This window comes from Sulfitobacter sp. EhC04 (assembly GCF_001650875.1).
Classification (GTDB): domain Bacteria; phylum Pseudomonadota; class Alphaproteobacteria; order Rhodobacterales; family Rhodobacteraceae; genus Sulfitobacter.
In genome coordinates this window covers 138,775-159,314 of record NZ_LXYI01000023.1, presented here as the reverse complement: position 1 = coordinate 159,314, position 20,540 = coordinate 138,775, and the positions used below count along the sequence as shown (strand labels likewise).

Annotated in this window: 20 protein-coding genes; 4 read left to right on the top strand and 16 right to left on the bottom strand. The window is 54.5% G+C overall.

Annotated elements, in window-relative coordinates:
* Positions 1–8: 8 nt before the first annotated feature.
* From A8B82_RS11485 to dctP, 4 genes are read right to left on the bottom strand one after another with little or no spacing between them, the layout of a single operon-like run.
* Positions 9–263 (bottom strand): FAD-linked oxidase C-terminal domain-containing protein, encoded by a 255-nt coding sequence (locus A8B82_RS11485; protein ID WP_067292326.1) that lies wholly within the window; start codon positions 261–263, stop codon positions 9–11.
* 13 nt (positions 264–276) lie between these two features.
* The gene (locus A8B82_RS11480) at positions 277–1,590 is read right to left on the bottom strand and encodes a TRAP transporter large permease (protein WP_067292324.1); all 1,314 of its coding nucleotides are present in this window, start codon (positions 1,588–1,590) and stop codon (positions 277–279) included.
* A 1-nt stretch (position 1,591) separates the two neighbouring features.
* Positions 1,592–2,089, bottom strand: coding sequence for a TRAP transporter small permease (locus A8B82_RS11475; RefSeq protein ID WP_067292321.1), 498 nt, complete (start codon positions 2,087–2,089; stop codon positions 1,592–1,594).
* The gene (gene dctP, locus A8B82_RS11470) at positions 2,086–3,063 is read right to left on the bottom strand and encodes a TRAP transporter substrate-binding protein DctP (protein WP_067292318.1); all 978 of its coding nucleotides are present in this window, start codon (positions 3,061–3,063) and stop codon (positions 2,086–2,088) included. Before dctP ends, A8B82_RS11475 begins: the two co-directional genes overlap by 4 nt.
* Before the next feature lie 175 nt (positions 3,064–3,238).
* Between dctP and A8B82_RS11465 the strand changes: the two genes are divergently transcribed.
* Complete coding sequence (locus A8B82_RS11465; protein WP_067292315.1) at positions 3,239–4,141, top strand: LysR family transcriptional regulator; 903 nt, start codon at positions 3,239–3,241, stop codon at positions 4,139–4,141.
* Positions 4,142–4,485: 344 nt separating this feature from the next.
* Here the strand turns inward: A8B82_RS11465 and A8B82_RS11460 are convergent, their stop codons facing one another.
* The 10 genes from A8B82_RS11460 to A8B82_RS11415 all read right to left on the bottom strand — a co-directional run bounded on the left by A8B82_RS11460 (position 4,486) and on the right by A8B82_RS11415 (position 14,136).
* Positions 4,486–4,947 (bottom strand): MarR family winged helix-turn-helix transcriptional regulator, encoded by a 462-nt coding sequence (locus tag A8B82_RS11460; RefSeq protein ID WP_067292313.1) that lies wholly within the window; start codon positions 4,945–4,947, stop codon positions 4,486–4,488.
* 33 nt (positions 4,948–4,980) lie between these two features.
* Positions 4,981–5,856, bottom strand: a complete 876-nt coding sequence (locus A8B82_RS11455; RefSeq protein WP_067292311.1) for a fumarylacetoacetate hydrolase family protein — start codon at positions 5,854–5,856, stop codon at positions 4,981–4,983.
* Between the two features lie 29 nt (positions 5,857–5,885).
* A complete protein-coding gene (locus A8B82_RS11450; protein WP_067292308.1) occupies positions 5,886–6,917 on the bottom strand; it encodes a cupin domain-containing protein in 1,032 nt (343 codons plus the stop codon).
* A gap of 306 nt (positions 6,918–7,223) precedes the next feature.
* Complete coding sequence (locus A8B82_RS11445; RefSeq protein WP_067292305.1) at positions 7,224–7,940, bottom strand: dienelactone hydrolase family protein; 717 nt, start codon at positions 7,938–7,940, stop codon at positions 7,224–7,226.
* Between the two features lie 118 nt (positions 7,941–8,058).
* Positions 8,059–8,766 carry an ABC transporter ATP-binding protein gene (locus A8B82_RS11440; protein ID WP_067292303.1) on the bottom strand — a complete coding sequence of 236 codons (708 nt, stop codon included), beginning with the start codon at positions 8,764–8,766 and terminating at the stop codon, positions 8,059–8,061.
* The gene (locus tag A8B82_RS11435) at positions 8,763–9,536 is read right to left on the bottom strand and encodes an ABC transporter ATP-binding protein (RefSeq protein ID WP_067292301.1); all 774 of its coding nucleotides are present in this window, start codon (positions 9,534–9,536) and stop codon (positions 8,763–8,765) included. Before A8B82_RS11435 ends, A8B82_RS11440 begins: the two co-directional genes overlap by 4 nt.
* Complete coding sequence (locus A8B82_RS11430) at positions 9,526–10,539, bottom strand: branched-chain amino acid ABC transporter permease (protein ID WP_067292536.1); 1,014 nt, start codon at positions 10,537–10,539, stop codon at positions 9,526–9,528. Before A8B82_RS11430 ends, A8B82_RS11435 begins: the two co-directional genes overlap by 11 nt.
* A gap of 13 nt (positions 10,540–10,552) precedes the next feature.
* Positions 10,553–11,425 (bottom strand): branched-chain amino acid ABC transporter permease, encoded by an 873-nt coding sequence (locus A8B82_RS11425; protein ID WP_067292298.1) that lies wholly within the window; start codon positions 11,423–11,425, stop codon positions 10,553–10,555.
* A gap of 131 nt (positions 11,426–11,556) precedes the next feature.
* Positions 11,557–12,723: an ABC transporter substrate-binding protein gene (locus A8B82_RS11420; RefSeq protein WP_082899263.1), complete on the bottom strand. Its 1,167-nt coding sequence runs from the start codon at positions 12,721–12,723 to the stop codon at positions 11,557–11,559.
* A 171-nt stretch (positions 12,724–12,894) separates the two neighbouring features.
* A complete protein-coding gene (locus A8B82_RS11415) occupies positions 12,895–14,136 on the bottom strand; it encodes a cytochrome P450 (protein ID WP_067292530.1) in 1,242 nt (413 codons plus the stop codon).
* 591 nt (positions 14,137–14,727) lie between these two features.
* Between A8B82_RS11415 and A8B82_RS11410 the strand changes: the two genes are divergently transcribed.
* The 3 genes from A8B82_RS11410 (at position 14,728) to A8B82_RS11400 (ending at position 18,136) form a co-directional block, all read left to right on the top strand.
* A complete protein-coding gene (locus A8B82_RS11410) occupies positions 14,728–15,051 on the top strand; it encodes a 2Fe-2S iron-sulfur cluster-binding protein (protein ID WP_067292296.1) in 324 nt (107 codons plus the stop codon).
* A gap of 504 nt (positions 15,052–15,555) precedes the next feature.
* On the top strand, positions 15,556–17,391 hold the full coding sequence (locus A8B82_RS11405) for an AMP-binding protein (protein WP_067292293.1): 1,836 nt from the start codon (positions 15,556–15,558) through the stop codon (positions 17,389–17,391).
* 211 nt (positions 17,392–17,602) lie between these two features.
* The gene (locus A8B82_RS11400) at positions 17,603–18,136 is read left to right on the top strand and encodes a winged helix-turn-helix transcriptional regulator (RefSeq protein WP_067292290.1); all 534 of its coding nucleotides are present in this window, start codon (positions 17,603–17,605) and stop codon (positions 18,134–18,136) included.
* 82 nt (positions 18,137–18,218) lie between these two features.
* Here the strand turns inward: A8B82_RS11400 and A8B82_RS11395 are convergent, their stop codons facing one another.
* Positions 18,219–19,310 (bottom strand): acyl-CoA dehydrogenase family protein, encoded by a 1,092-nt coding sequence (locus A8B82_RS11395; RefSeq protein WP_067292287.1) that lies wholly within the window; start codon positions 19,308–19,310, stop codon positions 18,219–18,221.
* 12 nt (positions 19,311–19,322) lie between these two features.
* Positions 19,323–20,513 (bottom strand): acyl-CoA dehydrogenase family protein, encoded by a 1,191-nt coding sequence (locus A8B82_RS11390; protein ID WP_067292285.1) that lies wholly within the window; start codon positions 20,511–20,513, stop codon positions 19,323–19,325.
* Between the last annotated feature and the right edge of the window lie 27 nt (positions 20,514–20,540).

Genomic DNA, 20,540 nt, shown 5'->3' with positions numbered 1-20,540 from the left:
GATAGTTGTTATTGACCCGGCTGTTCGGGCTCGAACATCTTCGTGGGGTTCATCGGGTTGTCTGGACCGAGCGCTCGCCTGACGGTTTTCATGACGCCAAGCTCCTCGGGAGAACGCGAATAGGACAGGAACTTGCGCTTCTGGAGACCGATACCGATCTCGGCAGAAACCGACCCTTTCCACTTTCGAACGAACTTTTGGACCCGGTCATCAATCCGGTCTTTCTGGAACGACAACGCGCCCATCCAGACAAGAATATGCACGTCACTGTCTCCATTATCCTATCAAGTTTGGAAGCCAAAGCACCAGGCCGGGAAGTGCAATGACAATTGCGAGCACAGCCAATTTGACGGTCAGGAAAGGAAGAACAGCCCTGTAGACATCAGGAGTCGTGATATACGTTGGTGCCGTGGACTTCATCACGAACAGAAGCAAGCCGAAGGGCGGCGTTAGCAGGGCGACTTCCATGGTTAGAAGATAGGTGGTTCCCAATACCACCAGGTTGATCCCCGCACTTTCCGCAATCGGGAACACCAGCGGAATAGTCAGCATCATCATGCTGATCTGATCTACAAAACACCCCAGAAAAAGCAGCATGAGAATGATGCCAAGCAGGACAATCATCGGACCCGCGTTCAGATCCGAGACGTAGCCGACGATCTGCTGAGTCGCGCCAGAAAAAGACAGGATCTGGCTGAAGGTCTGGCTGGCAGCGACGATGAACAGGATTACGGCCGAAAGCGATACGGTCTCGCGCAGCGCCTTTGTCAACATCGCCAAGGTAAAGCTGCGGTAGAAAACGCAGGTTACTGCGGCGGCAATACACCCGAAGGCTGCCGACTCTGTCGGTGTCGCGATCCCGGCGAGCAAGGTTCCGACAACGGCGAGCAAAATCAGGCCGAGCGGCAGAACGTCACGAAACAACGGCAGATAGCGTTCGCGCATGCTCATTTCGACCGGGGCGTCGTTCGGGACCCGATCGGGGTGCCGAAGCGCCTGATAAAAGATCACGAACAAGAACCCGACAGCCATGATCAAGGCGGGAATGATGCCGGCCACCAGTAGTTGCGCGACGGAGATTTTGGCAAGGCTTGCCAGAAGAACAGCCAACGCCGACGGCGGGATCAGGATCGCAATGGCCCCCGAAGCCATGATCGGACCCATTGCCAGTGTCGGATGGTAACCGCGCCGCAGCATCTCCGGAAGCAGCGTGTTTCCCAGCAGTGCGGTATTGGCAATCGAAGACCCGGAAAGCGCGGCAAATACCGTCCCTGCCGCGACCGTCACGACAGGCAGACGTGCCGGAACTTTGTGGATGGCCACATCAATCGCCGCGATCGCTCGTTGGGCGACCCCACTATGAAACATGATCGCGCCCATCAGGATAAAGAGCGGGATCGGAACGAGAGTGAAGTTTGACAGCGAACTGACCGAGTTGCGAACGAGCTGGATCATTCCCATCTCGCCGCCGAACACCAACCAGGCACCCACGATGTTGACGGTCAAAAACGCAAATGCAACAGGAAGGCCGATCGCAAGTAGCACAACGAGGCTACCAAACATCAACAAGAAGATTGTGACCCATTCCATATCAAATACTCAAACCTTGGCGTTTGCGTTGTCCGGCAACCAGCTGGCGGAAGAACTCGCACGACATCAGTGCAAAACAGATGCTAAGTGGCACAAAGTTCCAGAATTGCGGGTAAACCAGCACTCTGCGGACCATCCGCCCGGACGTAAAAGCAGATGCCATGGCTTCCGTCGCATACCAGAGTATGATCAGCGAAACGACCAGCCCGATAAGGCTAGTCAAGCGTTGCAATGCTTGCTTCGTGCGATCTGTCGTGGCCGAGACTATGAGATCCACCATCACGTGGCTTCCGGTGCTAAGTGCCCATGGGGCGGCCAAGAGAACGGCAGTCATGAGACCGAATTCCACCATATCGGTGATTCCGAACAGGGACTTCGCAAACAGGCTGCGCGCGAGTGAATCAACCGGCACGGCCAAGGTGATCGCCGCGAAGATGGCACCTGCAACGACTGCAGATGCCACCAACACCGCATCAAAAAAGCGGCTGAGTCCCATCATTCGTTCGGAATCAGACAGCCACGCAGGGTTTCGACAGCCTCGGGATCGGCTTCAGCAATCTCCTTGATTGCGGCCTCTCTTGCCGTTGTCTCCCAGACTTTACCCGCATCGCCTTGGAACTCTATGGTCTCGATGCCTGCTTCCGCTTGGCGCGCCAGTTCCTTCTCGACGATTTCGGCATTGCCCTGTTCTACGCTTTCGATGTCGATCATCTTGCTTTCCAGCAGCGCTTTCTGCTCATCTGACAGTGCACTCCATGTGTCGGCATTGACCAGAAAGTTCAGATCGACGATGTAAAAACCTGGATCAACGCGATACTTGGTATGGGCGTCCCAACCGAGGTCAAAGATGCCGAGCGAAGGCCAGCCATAGCCATCGACCGTCCCACGCTCCAGCGCCGAATAGACGTCACCGGGAGGTGTATTGACCATATTCGCCCCGAGTTCACCGAACAGCGCCTGGTAGGTGGCGGCAACTCGCAGGTTGAGGCCACTCAAGTCTGGTTCTTCAATCTTCTTATTAAGATAGAGGTGGAATTGAACGTAGTCGCCGGTACGGCCAAGGTACTTGGTATTCATGCCGTCCTGATGAAGGGTATCCAGCAACTCAAAACAACCGTTTTGCCGTTGCTCTGGCATGGTCGTCGTAGCGAGTTTGATCATCGCGGCACCAGGCAGTTCTGCGGTGTAGAACGAGGTCGGCACAAGCGCGATGTCGATCACGCCTGTAGATACTGCATTCGCGACTTCAAGTGAGGGAATGGCCTCGGGGCCACCAACGTAAGTAATGGCAAGTGAGCCATCGCCGGCTGCGTTCACTTCGTCAATAAATTCCTTGAAAGGCAGTTGAAAAGTAGATCCTGTGGGAAAAGCGCTTACAGCACGAAGTGTTTTCTCTTGCGCTGTGGCAGCATGAAATGTTGGCAGCGCGAGCACGATCGACGTGAAAGCCACCCTGGCAATTTTAGTATTCATTTTGTCCTCCCTGACAATTTTAGCAAACCGCACGTGCTGGGCACTGCTCCAGCCCCAAAACAATGGACCTGTTGCTATGACTTGATCTTAGAAGAGAAACCAAAATCTGGCCAATTGATTTGCCTCATGATACAAATCGAAAAACTGGAGTTATCGCTGTAAGAGGAGCCATGCGATGAAGGCCCACCTCGGATTGCACATGCTTCGATTATTCTGCCAGATTTATCAGACAGGCAGCGTTTCGATAGCGGCGCAGCGCTGTTCAATATCGCAATCTGCTGCAAGCTATCTTCTGGCTCAAGCGCGCGAGCAAACCGGCGATCCGCTCTTCGTGCGAAGTCGCGACGGCATGGTGCCGACCTCGTTTTCAAAAGGCTTCTACGAGAAGGTCATGCCCGCTCTCGAAACCTTGGATCTCGCTATGTCCAACATCGGGACATTTGATCCTGCATCGTCGCATCGGACGGTGCGCATTGCCATGTCAGACATTGGCGAAACGCAGTTCATTCCCGCCCTTCTGCAATGCATGCATCACGAAGCTCCCAACATCGTCATTGAGACCCGAGCGCTGGACACAATTGATCTGGAGCAAGCGCTCCGAACAAACCAGATTGATTTCGTCGTTGGATATTTGCCGACACTCGTCAGCAACAATCCAAATGCCCATCTATTCGATGAATCTTACGTTTGCATGTTCTCACGCAACAACGAATACTTGGCCAATGGCGTTACGCTTGAGACCTATTTGAACTGTTCGCATGTCGAAGTGATTTCACCGACAAGCTACCATAACGCCAGTGAAATACTCATGCGCGAAAAACTACCTGAACGAAAGGTTGGGCTTCGGGTCGCACATTACTCCAGCGTTCCAAGCGCCATAGAGAACACAAATATGGTCGTTACAGTGCCATCCCGGATCGCCTTATCATTCGCCAAGCATCATGCACTGGACTTTGCCGTGCTCCCCTTCGAGATGGCAGATATCGACGTCCGCTTGTTCTGGGCCGACGCCTTCGTGGCCGACCCCGGACTCGCCTGGATGAAAGACAAGATCATCACCGCGATCAGTCGTTTTTGAGTAAGGGGGGGGTTGATGGCTCAATCCAGGATGACGATCATGAATAGTTCCGACCATAGTGACGAACGTCCAAATAAATAGCCGTATTGGTTATAAAGAACTCAAAAATGGTAAATCTCTTTTCATCTGGGCAATCTCGATCCATGCTTAAATTTCTGATATCCACAAGAATGCATCTCTGGTCACCGATGTCCGCAAGAATAGACGCGGTTTGCTGGCAAGCCAGTTTATTCCATTGCTGCGTCCGGCCTTTAATCGCTCAACGCGTGAATACTAATAATTTCTAGGAAGTGTTAGGCGATTCAGGATTAACGCTAAACGCTTCAGCTTTGCAATGGGGCCTCTCATTGACGAGGGGACGACTCGAAATTAGATTCTGCCAATATCTTCAAACACTTAACAAATAGTGGCTGATATTCTTCAGGAAGGTTCTCTAGAACTGTACGCTGGATGCTCGATACCAGTGGCGACACCTGCGCTACAAGTTCTCGCCCCTCATCTGTAATAGAGATCATGACAGCGCGCTTATCTTCTCCCTGAGTGCGGGTCAGCAACCGTCGCTGTACCATTCGTGCAACCATCTCCCCGACTGTACTTTTATCGGAGGAAACGCGGTCCGAGAGCTCAATCTGGGAAATCGAACCGTACTTCGCAAGAATGAATAGGACACCGAATTGTCTGGTTGTGAGATTTATCCCAACCGTCAAATTTTGAAACAGCGCGTTCGATTTGTTTTCAAGAACCCGGAACAGAAAACTGGGCATATCCCATAAGTCTTGAAATTCGCCATTCAATTCTTCAGTCATGACAACAACACAATCCGCCTACCTCTATGGCATCTAGCTGATTTTCACATCCATGGAGCCAAGTCCAGACCCCCCAACCGTGATGACATCACCGCTTTCAACAGGCCCGACCCCTTCCGGCGTGCCTGTCATGATAATGTCACCAGGCTTCAGAGTATAAAAGGCCGATGCGAAGGCGATAAGATCCGGAATATCAACGGTCATTGCGCCGACCGACGAATTTTGCCTGGGGGCACCGTTCACATTCAGCCAGATGTCAATCTTGGTCGGGTCTTCGACTTCGTCAGCCGTGACAAAGTAGGGCCCCAAGACAGTATAGCCATCAGCGGACTTGCGATAGCTGCGATCCTCGGCGCCCCGAACTGTCATATCAAGCCCCATCAGGTAGCCCGCGACATAGCTCATGGCATCTTTGCGGCTCGCGGACCTGCATTCCCGCCCGATTACAACGCAAAGCTCGGCTTCGTGGTCGGTTCTACGATCAGGCAACGCCCGCACTATGCCCTGGGATGCGCCGTGGATAGAGGAATTCGCCTTCAGAAACACGCCATAGGTTTCTACCGGACGGTCCACACCTTGCAGTTGCTTGGCGTGTACTCCCTGGTCGACCCCCTTGTCAGTCATCACGTCGATTTCAACATGTTTCCGATAGTTCGCCGGAACCGCCATAACCTTGGATGGCGACGTGATCGGGCTGTAAAGATCGACGTCGTCGATCAAATACTCTTTGCTTTGTGGTGCAACTTGCGTAACGCGCGGCCTCAGCAAATCGAGATGTTCAATCAAGGGATCGCCCGATGAATACGGCCAACGCTGGGCTGGCAAAACATCCAAAGCGGCCGATACGTCCTTGACGACCTTGCCGTCAACCAAGCCCAATCGACCAGGACCAAAATGACAGAGTTTCATCGCAATTTACCTCCCGTGAAAACCAAGTTTCAAACCTCCTGATAATAGCCGAGCTTGTGCATCAGCGGCGCATCGTCAACTTGCAGCAAGTAGGCCGGTGCCGAGGAAGACGTGTTGGTATGACGGACACGGCTGAAACAAGGAACCGCGAGCGAATCCCGCTGTTCCCAGGAAAAAACCTTACCGTCAATTTCGGACTCTCCCTTTCCACCCTGCACCAAAAGCGCGGATGTCGCGGATGTAATCTTGGGCTCTACTGTCTCGCCGGGACGCAGCAGGCGCGCAGAGAAGTCAAAGGGCTTCAAAAGATTTTCGCCTGTTTCGGGGTTCACATACATCATATGGATCGGCTCATCCCGGCCAGCGTAGGCAGCGACGGTGTCAAGCGCCGCACGGACCCGCTTCCATTCGTACCGGAACATTGGATACTCGGGCCGTTTTTCCGAGGGGGATCGGTAGGGAATGATGCCGGGGCAAGTATAAACTGTCGCCGACTTGTCGTTCTGGTTTGTGCCGGTCACGACACCGCCACCGGGTTCGAACGCGGCTTCGCCGACGGCAACGGTGATCGGAATGTCCAGCACATCCAGCCACACCATTGGCTCTTTGCCTTCATGGCCATGCTCATGCCAGTGGTAGGTCGGAGTAAGAACGACGTCGCCCTCCACCATCCTGACCTTCGAGTTCTCGACGGTGGTGTAGGCCCCCTCCCCTTCGACAATGATCCGGGCTGCGGTCGGCGAATGGCGATGCTTGGGTGCCCACTCACCAGGAAGAATAATCTGCAATCCTAGGAAAATCGTCGGTGTGGCCGCGGAAACGGGCATCGCCCCGAAACCCGGATTGACCAGCGCAAGCACTCTGCGCTCGGCGTTCTCGGCGGTCGTCAACTCGGTCGCGCGCAGCAGTTGAGGCCGGACATCGCGATACTTCCAGTGGGCGCCTTGCGTCCCCGGCTGCGGACGAATGCCCGGCATCAAGGACTTGAGCTGCGGCCCCCAAAGCGCGCGCAAATTCAAATCGTCGAGTTGTTCAGAATAGTCAGTTGGAAGGTTTAGCATCGGTATCTCCTAACATTCCCTTTACGACGTATACGCACTATATAGGAATTTTCCATGATTCACAAGAGACTTCCAGATATTCGAGAATCTTCACAATATCCTTTATAATAGGGATAAAATTGTGAAAACTCGTCCGAAAAAGCGCGGCCAGACAGTCATTCCAGCCGCATATTTTATCCGTATAAGTCTTATTTTCGTTTTTCGAGCACCGGCAACCACTCGCCACACGGGATCAGGTTCCGGACGAGCGCGACCGTTTCTGAGGCGGAGACATACGGTGACGAAACGCGCCCGAACGGCGATCTCTCAATCGCTGAATTTCTCTTCAAGATAGTCGTCGATCACCATCCAGGACCGCTTTGTCGCGCGACTGTTGAACAGCATTCCGTTTTCCGCGGCATTCGCGCCGGGGTTCGTAAAGGCGTGACTCGTATCGCCAAACATGACGGTCTGCCAATCCTCACAGGTCGCTTCAAGTTCATGAGACAATGCCACCACTGCATCAGGGGGCGCCAAGGGGTCATTCCATCCGTGCAGAACAAGGACTGCACTCTTCATCTTGTTCCTGTCGTCAGAGGGCGCGTCGTAGACGCCATGCAGAGATATTGCAGCCTTAAAGTCCGCTCCGGAACGCGCCAGATCCAGCACAGCCTTGCCGCCAAAACAAAACCCTACCGCCGCAATCTTGTCAGCCTTCACAAAGGGAAGTGTCTTGAATGTATCGAGCGCCGTTGCCATCCGCGCCGCAAGCGCCGGACGGTCATCGTTCATCTCGGTCATCCGCGCGAAAGCGTCATCCGACGTTTCAGGTGTCCGTCCGCGGCCATAATAATCACAGGCGAAAACGACGTAGCCCAGTTGCGCCAACCGCTTTGCGTGTTCAATTTCCTGCGCGCCCAGGCCAAAGAAAGCATGCGCAAGCATGATGCCGGGTCTCGGGTCCGCTATTTCGGCATCACGGATCACCCGACCCTCAAATTCCATGTCACCGACCTTATACACCAGCAGTTCAATCTCAATCATTGCGAAACCTCCTTTTTAGTTACACATATCTATCGGCAGCCCTGAAATGGGATGGCTCATGCGATCCGGATCGCATCATGCATCTGCCCACCTGTCGGGCGGACCAGATCAACGCTTTCTAGACCCCGAGAAACTTTTCATGAATTGCAGGGTTCGACATCAGCGCTTGATTGTCCCCCTGCCAGACAATTTCACCCTTCTCTATGATAAAGTGATGGTCTGCCAACTCTGAAAGCGCATCCAACTCCTTGTCTACGATCAGGATGGAAACACCCATGGCTTTGAGTTTGCCAAGCTGGTCCCATATCTCGTCCCGGATAATAGGGGCCAGACCTTCGGTCGCCTCATCGAGAATGAGCAAATACGGGTTGGTCATCAAGGCTCTCCCGATCGCCAGCATCTGTTGTTCGCCGCCAGAGAGTTGGTCGCCTCCGTTCGACATCCGCTCGGCCAGCCGAGGGAAAAAGTCAAAGACGCTGTCAACATCCCACTCATTCGCGGAACCCCGTTTGATTTGGGCCATCAAAAGGTTTTCACGAACAGACAGATTGGGAAATATGTGTCGGCCTTCAGGAACAAACCCTATTCCGCGCTTAGCGATCTTGTGCGATGCAAGCCCGTCAATGCGGGTGCCGTCATGATATATCTCTCCGGCAGTCGGCTTGAGGATACCCATGATTGAACGAATGGTCGTCGATTTTCCCATGCCGTTGCGCCCCATCAGGGTAACGAATTCGCCTTCGGCAATCTTGAGGGAAACATCAAAAAGCACCTTGCTGTTGCCATACCCGGCTTCAAGATTCTTGATTTCGAAAAATGCACTCATGTCGATTTATGCCCCAGATAAGCATCCCGAACCCCGGCATCCGATTTGATTTTCTCGGGAGACCCCGTTGCGATGCACCGCCCCGCGACAAGCACGCTGATCCTATCGGAAAGCGTGAAGACAGCGTCCATATCGTGTTCGACCAAGAGTATGGAATACCGGCCTTTCAGCGTTTCAAGCAGACTGATCATACGACCACCGTCCTGCCGCCCCATTCCGGCCATCGGCTCGTCAAGAAGAAGCAACTTGGGCTTCATCGCAAGAGCCATTGCCAGCTCAAGCTGCCGCCTCTCACCGTAGGACACATTCTGTGCAAGTGCTTGCGCTGATCGGGTAAGTCCGACCAGTTCGAGCAGTTCCATTGCTGGGTCAATCAGACTGGAATCCATTGACGTGTTTTTCCAGAACCACATGCTGTGTCCTGCCTGCGCCTGGACTGCCATCATCACATTCGCGAGCATGGTAAAACCCATGAAAACCGAGGTGATCTGAAACGACCTTGCAACGCCCAGCTTGGCGCGCCGATGCGGTGCTTCGACAGTGATGTCGCGCCCTTCAAAGATTATCGAGCCTTCATCCGGCCGAAGGTTTCCCTGGATCTGAGCAACCAAAGTGGATTTGCCCGCACCGTTCGGCCCGATCAGCCCATGAATTTCACCGGCGCGCACATCAAAATCAAGGTGATCCGTCGCGATAATCCCACCAAAACGTTTCGTAAGTCCGGCCAGGCGCAGGACCGGTTCTTTTTCGATCTTTTCGTTAAGCGTCATGTGCCCGCCCCCAGTTGATTTTCCGGATCGTTGCCCAAACGCTCAACATGCCACCAGGAAACAGAACAACGACGGCGATAATTCCCAAGCCAAAAACAAGCTGCCAATATACCGTGATGTCGGACAGAAAATATTCCGCCAGGACAAAGACCAAAGCACCTACGAGCGGCCCCCAGACGCGGACGAGACCGCCGAGCACTGCGATAACAACCAGATCGGCAGACCGGATCCACGACAGGTCCGCAGGGCTTACATATTCCTGTGAAATTGCCCAAAGCACACCGGCGACCGCCGTGACCGCCCCCGAAATAGTGAATGCGACAAGCTTGTAATGAAATGGAGAGATGCCGATAGCCGTCAGCCTTTCCTCATTTTCAGAGGACGCCCTGATCACATTTCCAAACCGGCTGCACACCAACCTTGAAAGGAGAAAAACAAAAAAGGCCAGAACGATCAGGACTGTATAGTAGATTGCGCTGTCGCTGCCAAATTCATACCCTGACAGATGAAGCGGCAGGTAGATTTGCATCCCGTCCTCGCCACCGTATTGCTGCAGCGCAATCATGAAGAAAAACAGCATCTGGTTGAGCGCCAAAGTCATCATAATGAAGTATGCGCCCTTGGTTCTCAGCACGAGGGCCCCTGTGGCAACAGCAAAGACAAGCGCCAGAAAAACTGCGGCGGGCCCGGAAACCAGCAAGTTCGAAGTGCCCGGCAATCCGAACAGGGTATCACCGTTGAAATCGTGATGGGCCAGTATGGCAACCGTGTACGCCCCTACCCCGAAAAAGGAAGCGTGCATCAGGCTGACCAGCCCGCCAAAGCCAAGAACAAAGTTCAACCCGACCGCCGCGAGGGCAAGAATAAGCGCGCGTGTTAGCAGGCGAATGGTAAAATCAGAACCGCCGTACATCGACCAGACCGGGGCCAGCGCAAGCAATACAAAGATAAGTAGAACGGGCCAGTTCGGAACAACCAGTTGTCGTACTGAGCTTAAGGTCATGCTGTTTGCACCTTCAGACATTTGCGGGGAATAGCCCTCTGGGCCTAAAGGCGAGTATCAAGACCATCAGAAGATAGATAAGAATGCTGCTGATCGCAGGCGGGAACATCACGCGCCCGAATGTATCAACCATGCCGATCATAATGGCAGCGATCAGCGCACCTTTTACCGACCCGATCCCGCCAATAACCGTAACAACCAGCGCCAAGATCAATATCGGCTCGCCCATACCGATCTGAACGGCGCTGATCGGCCCCGACATGATCCCCGCAAGGGCGGCAAGTGCAGCTCCTGCGGCAAAAACGAGCGTGAACACCAAGCCGACATTGACTCCCAGCGCCGAGGTCATCTGCCTGTCACTGGCACCGGCCCTAATCCACATTCCCAAACGCGTACGCTCGATAATAAGGAACAGGCACAGTGCCACGATTAATCCAAGCACCAGAATTGCAATCCGGAAAGACGGATACATGACCCCCGGCATGATCTGGACCGGCATCGACAAGATCTCCGGCAAGGGCATCGGCAGTGGGATTGATCCCCAGATTATCCGCGTGATATCGTTGAAAACCAGAATAAATCCAAATGTCAGCAATACCTGATCAAGGTGACTTCGGTGGTAAAAGCGTCGAAGAACAAGGAACTCCATAACGAACCCGATCAGCCCGGTCGCCAAGACGGCAAGGATCAGAGCCAACCAGAATATGCCGGTGATTTTGACGAACGTAGCGGCCAGAAATGCCCCGAACATAAAGAGCGATCCGTGGGCCAGATTGATGAAGTCCATTATCCCGAAGACTAGGGTCAAACCCGCAGTCACAAGAAACAGCATCACTCCAAGCTGAAGCCCGTTTAGTGACTGCTCTACGAATAGTCCTGTCGTCATGCTGTTCCCTCTTGAGCAAAAGCAAAGCCGCGTAGTTGACCGGCATAATTGGCGATCTTTGCCATACGTTGTCTCTGTTCAGCGGCAAAAACCGGGAGACTGATCACGCCTCCCGGCTTGAACGTGACAGATCAGCCTGAGATCTTGCATTCGCTCACATAGCCGTCTTCCAGATCGCTCGCGACTTTCGATTTCAGCGCATTGACCAAACGGCCTTGGGCGTCTTTCTCAACGACCGTCATATAGTAATCCATGATCGGCATATGGTTCGTGTTGAACTTGAAGTTGCCGCGGATCGAAGAGAAATCCATGGTTTCTAGCGCAGTACGAAATGCGTCCCGATCTTCGATTGAACCGCCAACCTCGGTCAGGGCCGCGTCAATAACCCGCGCTGTATCATAGGCCATCGCAGCATATGGGGAAGGGATGCGTCCGTAGGCCTTTTCAAACCCTTCGACGAAAACCCGGTTGGCTTCATTGTCACCAAACTCGCTCCAGATTGCGCCCGAATTAACGCCAATCGCAGCGTCTCCCACAGCAGGTAGAATGCTTTGATCAATCCCATGCGATCCAGTGTACACAGGTATCTCACCCATCAGTCCCGATTGCTGATACTGCTTGACGAAATTGATGCCCATTCCGCCAGGATAAAAGAAGACAACCGTAGACGGCGCTGCTGCCCGAACCTGAGCGATCTCGGCAGAATAATCCAGCTGACCAAATGCAGTGTACACTTCTCCGGCGATCTTGCCTTGGAAGTGGCGCTTGAAGCCCGCCATCATATCCTTGCCAGCCGGGTAGTTTGGCGCCATCAGGTAGACGTTATCGAAATTCATTTCCTGCATGTAGACGCCCAGACCTTCATAAAGCTGGTCGTTTTGGTGGGATACCGCAAAGAAATTCTGGTCGCACAATTTGCCTGCAATTTGCGAAGGTGCCGCGTTGTTGCTGATGTAAAACGCTCCGGAATCCAGAATTGGCTTGATCGACGAAAGCAGCACATTCGAGAAAATGATGCCCGTAAAGATATCCACATCTTCCGAGATCAGCTTGTCTGCGGCTTGGCGACTGACATCAGGCTTTGCCTGATCGTCTTCCCAATGCATTTCAACTTCTGCGCCGCCCATCTTCCCATCATTCTGGTCCAGAAAGAGCTTAAATCCGTCAGAAGCTTCATTGCCGGTCCCTCCCAGGGGACCCGACATCGTCGAGATAAAGCCGATTTTTACGGTATCGGCGGTGGCCCCAGTCACTGCAAAAAGCAGTGCAATCGCCGCAGCGGATGTAGTCAGTTTCATTGCAATTCCTCCCATGATTTTTGTTTTGCAGACAGCGCCGCAAATGCGCACACAACTGTCTTGTCTCCATCAGAGCCACGTTCCGGACTCCGATCCCCCACGTAACAACCACTTCGCGCATGCCTGTGACGTCGGCGTAAACGAACCTCCTTGGTGCTGACGGAAGGTGCGTTAAGACACCCGCACCGGCAGCGATTTCATAACCCGAAACCTCACACTCTCTGCGAACTCGACTGGTCCATTGCGTTCAATTTTCTTGAAACGGCGCAAGAAAGCGGGAATGGCGACAGACGCCTCGAGTCTGGCAAGAGGTCGACCAAGGCAAACATGCACGCCGGCTCCGAACGAGACGTGAGAGTTGGGCTTGCGGTCCAAACGCAGTGAATCAGGATCTTCGAAGACCCGGTCATCCCTGTTCGCAGAGGCCTGGCAAAGCACCACCTCTACCCCGGCAGGTATCACTCCGTTCCCACTCGCCAGCACGATCTCGCGTGTTGTGCGACGTCCTTGCAACTGAAGAGGAGAAACATACCTCGAAAACTCTTCAACAGCGGTAGGAATATCAAAGTCATCGCCGCGGATCTGCGCCAGAAGATCAGCGTTATCGAGTGTTGCGTTCACCGACTGGGCAATGAGGTTCGTCGTTGTTTCGTGGCCGCCATTCAAAACCAGAATGCACATGTGGTACATCTCGGCGTCAGATATCTGTCCGCCGTTTCTCTGAGCCGACACCATGGACCGGATCAGATCCTTGGTGGGGTCGATGTCCTGTTCGCTCTTCGCCGCTTCGACATAGGGCACGAGGTATTCCATGAAGTCTTTTGTAGCCTGATGGCCTTCGGCAATCATCTCGTCGCTGACCGCAGGGTTCAGCGCCATCAGGATCTTGCGTCCCATATCCTGCAGTTTCAGCGCATCTGACTGCGGAACGCCAAACAGATGGCAAATCACCGCAATTGGAAGCCGGAAAGCGAAGTCCTTAACAAAATCGAACTCGCCCAGGTCGGCCACATCACCCAACAGGCCGTCAACGGTATCCTTCACAAAGCCAGATAGCGACGCAATGGAAGCCTGTGTGAAGAACGGATTTACCACTGCCCTCATCCGATCGTGATCGGGAGGGTCCCTAAAAAGCATCGTGGTCGTATGATGTTCGAGAAGCGGCCCTTCGCCGAACTTCTTCCGAAACATCTCGCTCTTATCGACCAATCCGCTGAGATCTCGCCAAACTTGCTTGGTGTCCTGGTATTGAGTAAGCAGAACGCTGCCGTCTGAGTTCATGTGAACGGGGTCGTGATCACGCAAGAGGCGGAAATAGGGTGCCGGGTTCTTGAAGTAATCGGACGGGACCGAAAACAGATCAAACGATTTCGCCTGCTCCGGCCCTCCCAGTGAAATACCAGTGCCAGCCATTGACATAACTCTCCCCCCATCTGGCCAATAGCTACGAATCGTTGGCCTTCATCAAATGATCACATTTAATCAGCATGCTGTCAATGTAGTCCTCCCGGCCTCCGGTAGCATATGAACCACCTCTACACGCCCCAGGCTCTTTTTTTACTGGACACGAAGCATCGGCGCGCATTGGATTCCTACCCAGAACATCACGTTAGCAGTGACGGCGATTGCTGAAGTGAAGACTCTCGGGCTTCCCAAGAGCGTGACGCTGAGTTCAAATGCAGCCGAAAATATGAGCCCTTTGATCCTCTTTTTTACCTGCTTTACTCGGTTTAGACGGTGCGTTTCGCTCAAATTACGCTCCACATCTGGATTGGATTTCGACCTGCGAGACTTGACACCCGATAAATAATGGACGAAGACTCTTTAATAAGCATGCTTTCTTCTTTGCGTTGCTGAACCCTTGTATCGGGTCGGCGGACTTGAAGATGAGAAATTTTGTTGGCCAAGCAACGAAGCTTGCATGGCTCTCAATTGTTCGGCCGATCTGCCGCGTACTCGCGCGGGAAACAGAAACACGTCAAAACTACAAACCCGGAGGAACCAATGACTGTGACCGCAAACTTTATGACGGCTGACGGTGAGAAACACACTGTAACGGTGTCGCCCGGTCTGACGTTAATGGAAGCTGCCGTGTCCAATATGGTGCCCGGCATCGAAGCCGAATGCGGAGGGGCCCTTGCTTGCGCCACATGCCACGTTTTCATCGACCCGACTTGGTTATCAAAAACCCCTGCAAAGTCTGACGGTGAGATCGGCATGCTCGAATTCGCGGCAGGTGTCCAAGAGAACAGCCGCTTGAGTTGCCAAATCAAATTGACAGAAGAGCTTGACGACATAGTGGTGCATATCCCAAGCACCCAGTACTAAACCCAGATTTCCGAGATTGGTAATCGAGGGCGGCCTGCCGCCTGAAATGCCTTTGAAAACCAGGCAGTGACGAAAGTTCCGAATTGCTGCCTGTTGATCGTCACAACGAAGGCAACATGCCCCTGAGTTCAATGCCCATTTGGCAATCTCCCCGGCATTTTAGTTACCGGCACGCGCTACGGCTGCGGGCGCCGGTCTTTACTCCATGTCGTCAGGCCTGCTTCACCCCCCTTTCGGCTTCAGGAAGAATTTAGAAGGTACATGATTTTAGCTCATTTCCTCGCGCGGCTCAGTAGCGGTATGACAGGTTTCTGGATCAGGCCTGGTACGCCTAGAGCTTTGCCATTAAATTCTATTACAGAACTCGAAAGATGAGCGCTTCACACCCCTGCGACAATGAATGCTATATTGTAGGTCAATAAAGTTGCAAAATCCCGAAAAGTGAGTTCCAAAAAATTCTACTTGTGCTAGACAGGGGCAGGGATAGGCTTTGGGGGGCTGACGATGGATACACTTACTGAAAGCAAGAAAATCCGTGCAGGCAGGGCTTCATTGACCCCGGACTATGCACCCCAGGAGGTCATGGTGCGTTACTCTCACGATGGCACAATTCATCTCTACTCCTGCCAGTCGATTTCCGACGTCAAGGGAAACATTGTTGATTACCTTGAGCATTGGGCCAAAGCCCGGCCAGATCAGATCTTTCTGGCAAGTCGCACGCCGGATCGAAGCTGGGAAACCATTACCTACGCAGCGGCATGGGCTCGGGTTCAGGGGATTGCCCAAGGGCTGGTGAACGCGGGTATCACAGGCGACCGCGCCTTGGTCATTTTGTCACCGGCGTCCATCGAGCATGGCTTGGTCACTTTGGCGGGCATGTTGATCGGCGTCCCCGTCGCCCCTGTGTCGCCTGCTTATTCCGCATTGGCCGAGGCACGCCCCCGGCTTGAAAAGATCATGGAACTTCTGGAGCCACAGTGGATTTTTGCACAGACCGAAGCGTCCTGTCGCAACGTCGAAACCTTGGGTCTTGTTGCGCAGGCCAAATGGCTGACCGCAGCCGGCGGACCGAATTCGCTGGCACTTTCGGACTGGTACGACCTTGCCGCGGGAGCGGAGGTACAGCGCCGTCGGGATGCGGTCACCCCGGATACCATCGCCAAAATCCTGTTTACTTCCGGGTCCACGGGCGACCCGAAAGGCGTGATCAACACACAAGGTATGCTCTGTAGTTCCGTGCGCAATTCGGTTGATCTCGTTCGGAACCCCGTCGAGGTCCCAATCGTTCTGGACTGGATGCCGTGGCATCACACAATGGGCGGCAATGCGGTCTTGCACGGGACGTTGGAAGCGGGCGGCACCTTCTACATCGACGATGGCCGGCCCACGCCAGAGCTGATAGCCCGCACCCTGGAAAACATCCGTGACGTGCGCCCCACAAGCCTGCTTAGCGTCCCGGCCGCCTATAATTTTCTGGCCAAAGCCCTTGAGGAAGATGATGCGCTCAATGAAGCGTTCTTCAGCCGGATGACCCGCCTCACCTATGCGGGTGCCAGCCTGCCCCAGGACGTCTTTGAGCGGATCACGGACCTGTCGATCAAGACCTTGGGAGAACCAGTGCATTTCGGTTCTGCACTTGGGACAACGGAAACAGGGCCCGGCATTCTGACAACGCACTGGGCCTCACAAGGTCAGGGCGCGATCGGACTTCCAGTTGTGGATTGCGAGGTCAAGCTGGTGCCCTTCGGCGACCGGTTCGAACTGCGCGTTCGCGGATCTAACGTCACTCCGGGGTACTACGGCCGCGCGGATCTCACTGCCGAGGCCTTTGACGCACAGGGCTTTTACCTCACCGGCGATCTGGTGCAGTTCATGGATCCCATCAATCCTGCAGACGGCCTCAAATACGCCGGCCGCCTGAGCGAAAATTTCAAACTCACAAACGGTTCTTGGGTCGCGACAGGAGAGCTGCGACTTGCAGTTCAGCAAGCCTGTAAGGGCCTGATCACGGATCTGGTACTGGCAGGCATTGACCATGACGACGTTCGGATCATGGTCTGGCCAGCGCCGCAGGCCTTGCCCGATGGATCACCGCAGTCATTGGACGCGCTGCGTCAGAAAATCGCCGAGCGTTTAATCATCCACAACGCATCCAACAATGCCGCAACGCACCGCATCGCCGCATTTTCCATTCTGACCGAACCGCCCTCCCTGGGAGAGGGCGAGATCAACGACAAGGGTTATATCAATCAGCGCGGTGTGCTGGCACGGCGTGCCGATCAGGTCGCAAAGCTTTATGATGTGCCTCTGAGCGATGACGTTACCGTTCTACCGCGCTGAAAATATTGACACCGCCACCTGGACGTCAGGAGCATGAAAGTATTTCACAGTGAGGGCCTGAACTTGCCAAAGTACTGAACATGCGTAAAATGTAGACGAAATATCCGCCAACTCGACGGAAATTGGCGTCGCGGGACAACCCTACAACTTGACAGTTGCAGATATTCGTTCCAATTCGGTACTGACACATAAGCAAAGGAAGTATCCGCCCATGCAATGGAGTGAGTTAGGCGAACAACCTTGTTCCTTTTCCAGGACACTTTCGGTTGTCGGTGATCGCTGGACTTTGATGATCATCCGAGATTGTTTTCTCAGGGTGCGCCGGTTCGACGATTTTCAGCGCAGACTTGGGATCGGGCGGCCTATTCTGACCGATAGGCTTAAGAAACTTGTCGAACATTTTGTTCTGACGAAGGTTGCCTATCAACAGAACCCAACGCGGTATGAATATCGGCTGACGCAAAAAGGGCTCGACCTGTACCCGATCGTTATGTCGATCGTTCATTGGGGCGACGAGCATATGACGAATGGCAAGGGGCGCCCATTGGAACATCAGCACATGGCCTGCGGACATACCTTTGATCCGGTCATGACCTGTTCAGAATGTGGAGAAGAAGTAGCGGCCCGAGATGTTCGGGTCATTCCGGGCAAAGGTGCCGAAAGCGCCGTTCATATGCCAATGGGGCTTTCTCCAATCTCCACTGACAAGCCAGCCAAGAAAACGCGCGCGAGCCACCGGTCCTGAAGCCGTCAGCACCGGGTGCCACGCCCGTCGTTTGAGTCAGCCATCCGCGGTAACGAGAATACATCAAGTACCTCTCGCAGAGTCACGCTGCGGACAGCGTTATGTATCGGCGCAGGTGGTGGTCGGAATCGCCAAACTGGTGGTCGATCATCAGCGCCCGTTTGGCGAAGTGAGACAGGCCCAGTTCCTCGGTCATGCCAATGCCGCCATGCATCTGGATCGCCTCTTCGGCCACCATCGTTGCCGTTGTGCCGATGGTGTATTTGGCTGCCGATAATGCCAATGCGCGCGCGTCTGCGGGACCGTCCATCGCAGCGGCGGCATTGATGACAGCAGACCGGGCCTGCTCCATCTCGACCACGATATCGGCCATGCGGTGCTGAAGCACCTGATTGTTACCGATGGGTTTTCCGAACTGGATGCGGGTGCGCAGATATTCCAGCGTCGCGTCTTTGAGCCATGTCATCAGCCCAAGCGCCTCGGCACAGATTGCGAGTGTACCTGCGTCCACGGCATCGCGGGCAAGCGCCACGCCGCCCAGTTTAGCCGCTTTTGGCACGATGACGCCCTCCAGCTTGACCTCTGCGGCGCGAATGCCGTCATTGGTCACATAGCCGCGCATTGTCACCCCGGATGCCGCTGCGGGAACGGCAAATACCGAGACCGTGCCATTCGCCTCTCTGGCAGTGACGATGAGGGTCTGCGCCGCCTCGGCATGATGCACGACAGCTTTGGCACCGTCGATCTTCCAGTCTTGCGATTGCTCCGTCGCCGTCGTCGCCACCCGATCCAGATCGTAGCGTGACGTGGGTTCGTAGAATGCCGACACCGCGATGTCCGAGCCGTCGATCAGCCTATCCAGCGCGTCCGATCCTGCCGCAGCGAGAACCGTACCGGCCAGAAGCGCGGGCAGAACCGGTTCCCCGACCAGCCCATGACCAAGCGTCTCGAACACCGCCATGATGTCAAAGGCGTTGCCGCCATAACCGCCAACCTCGGAGGAAAAAAGCATGCCGATGACGCCAAGCTCGGCAAGCTGTGCCCAGGTCGCCACGTCATGTCCTGACTCGGCCCCTGCGGCAGCGGTGCGCTTTGCGATCCCGTAGCGTTCGCGGGAAAACCGTGCGAGCACATCGACCAGCGATTGCTGGTCCTCGCTAAGGGTAAAATCCATGGTATTTCTCCCTCAAAGACCGAGAATGGCCTTCGTCATGATATTTTTCTGAATTTCGTTCGATCCGCCGTAAATCGACAGTTTTCGAAGATTGAGATAGGTCGGCGTCGCCGCGACCGCATAGTCCGGACCGACCGGCGCTTCATTGGCGCCTTCCCGTTCGGGCAGGAACGGCTGTGCATAGGCACCAACGGCCCGCCGGGTCAGGGCACTGATTTCCTGGCGCAGCTCCGTTCCCTTGATTTTCAGGATCGAGCTTTGCGCGCCGGTCGATCCACCCTGCGCGGTTGCAGCAACCACGCGCATCGTTGTGGTTTCAAGATTCTTCAGGGCAATATCGGCACGCGCAACCCGCATAGCAAAAAGCAAGTCTTCGATCAGGGGCTTGCCGTCGCTTTGCTCGGCCTGCGCAATCTCGCGCAAACGCTCCAGCGCGGCCCGCGAAGCACCGATGCCCGCCATTGTGGTGCGTTCGTAGGTCAGAAGGTACTTTGCATACGTCCACCCTAGCCCTTCTTCGCCCACCAGGTTTTCCACCGGTACACGCACGTCCTTAAAGAACACCTCGTTCACCTCGTGATCGCCATCAAGGGTGATAATGGGACGGACCTCAACGCCGGGGCTGGTCATGTCCACCAACAGAAAAGAGATGCCTTCCTGCGGTTTTCCGCTGGAATCGGTGCGCACCAGACAGAAGATCATGTTCGCGTGCTGCGCCATGGTCGTCCAGGTCTTTTGCCCGTTGACAACGTAATGATCGCCGTCACGGACGGCCGTTGTCCGGACATTGGCCAGATCAGACCCCGCACCCGGTTCGGAATAGCCCTGACACCACCAGTCTTCCCCATCCAGCATGCGCGGCAGCCAGCGCTCTTTTTGCGCATCGCTGCCGAACTTGATCAGAACCGGTGCCAACATGCTAAGGCCAAAGGGAATGATCGAAGGCGCGTTTGCACGCGAACTCTCGACGTCAAAGATAAACCGCTCGACGACATTCCAGCCGGTTCCGCCGTATTCCCTGGGCCAATGGGTAGCAAGCCAGCCTCTTGCCGAAAGGATCGCTTGCCATTCCTCGACCTCTGCCTTGGAGAGCGTCGAGCCATCGCGCACCTTGTCAGACAGACGCTGTGGCAAAGCTTCATCCAGAAACGCGCGGACCTCATCGCGGAACTGCGTCTCTTCTGGGGTATATGACAAATCCATGAGCAGTGCTCCCGATTGTTGAGAGGG

What these genes read in the sequence shown, in the direction of transcription:
- A8B82_RS11395 (WP_067292287.1), bottom strand. Translation starts at nt 19,310, where the DNA reads ATGGATTTTACCCTTAGCGAGGACCAGCAATCGCTGGTCGATGTGCTC.
- A8B82_RS11465 (WP_067292315.1), top strand. Translation starts at nt 3,239, where the DNA reads ATGAAGGCCCACCTCGGATTGCACATGCTTCGATTATTCTGCCAGATT.
- A8B82_RS11420 (WP_082899263.1), bottom strand. Translation starts at nt 12,723, where the DNA reads ATGAAACTGACTACATCCGCTGCGGCGATTGCACTGCTTTTTGCAGTG.
- A8B82_RS11475 (WP_067292321.1), bottom strand. Translation starts at nt 2,089, where the DNA reads ATGATGGGACTCAGCCGCTTTTTTGATGCGGTGTTGGTGGCATCTGCA.
- A8B82_RS11450 (WP_067292308.1), bottom strand. Translation starts at nt 6,917, where the DNA reads ATGCTAAACCTTCCAACTGACTATTCTGAACAACTCGACGATTTGAAT.
- A8B82_RS11455 (WP_067292311.1), bottom strand. Translation starts at nt 5,856, where the DNA reads ATGAAACTCTGTCATTTTGGTCCTGGTCGATTGGGCTTGGTTGACGGC.
- A8B82_RS11445 (WP_067292305.1), bottom strand. Translation starts at nt 7,940, where the DNA reads ATGATTGAGATTGAACTGCTGGTGTATAAGGTCGGTGACATGGAATTT.
- A8B82_RS11435 (WP_067292301.1), bottom strand. Translation starts at nt 9,536, where the DNA reads ATGACGCTTAACGAAAAGATCGAAAAAGAACCGGTCCTGCGCCTGGCC.
- A8B82_RS11480 (WP_067292324.1), bottom strand. Translation starts at nt 1,590, where the DNA reads ATGGAATGGGTCACAATCTTCTTGTTGATGTTTGGTAGCCTCGTTGTG.
- A8B82_RS11415 (WP_067292530.1), bottom strand. Translation starts at nt 14,136, where the DNA reads ATGGCTGGCACTGGTATTTCACTGGGAGGGCCGGAGCAGGCGAAATCG.
- dctP (WP_067292318.1), bottom strand. Translation starts at nt 3,063, where the DNA reads ATGAATACTAAAATTGCCAGGGTGGCTTTCACGTCGATCGTGCTCGCG.
- A8B82_RS11440 (WP_067292303.1), bottom strand. Translation starts at nt 8,766, where the DNA reads ATGAGTGCATTTTTCGAAATCAAGAATCTTGAAGCCGGGTATGGCAAC.
- A8B82_RS11425 (WP_067292298.1), bottom strand. Translation starts at nt 11,425, where the DNA reads ATGACGACAGGACTATTCGTAGAGCAGTCACTAAACGGGCTTCAGCTT.
- A8B82_RS11410 (WP_067292296.1), top strand. Translation starts at nt 14,728, where the DNA reads ATGACTGTGACCGCAAACTTTATGACGGCTGACGGTGAGAAACACACT.
- A8B82_RS11405 (WP_067292293.1), top strand. Translation starts at nt 15,556, where the DNA reads ATGGATACACTTACTGAAAGCAAGAAAATCCGTGCAGGCAGGGCTTCA.
- A8B82_RS11430 (WP_067292536.1), bottom strand. Translation starts at nt 10,539, where the DNA reads ATGACCTTAAGCTCAGTACGACAACTGGTTGTTCCGAACTGGCCCGTT.
- A8B82_RS11460 (WP_067292313.1), bottom strand. Translation starts at nt 4,947, where the DNA reads ATGACTGAAGAATTGAATGGCGAATTTCAAGACTTATGGGATATGCCC.
- A8B82_RS11390 (WP_067292285.1), bottom strand. Translation starts at nt 20,513, where the DNA reads ATGGATTTGTCATATACCCCAGAAGAGACGCAGTTCCGCGATGAGGTC.
- A8B82_RS11400 (WP_067292290.1), top strand. Translation starts at nt 17,603, where the DNA reads ATGCAATGGAGTGAGTTAGGCGAACAACCTTGTTCCTTTTCCAGGACA.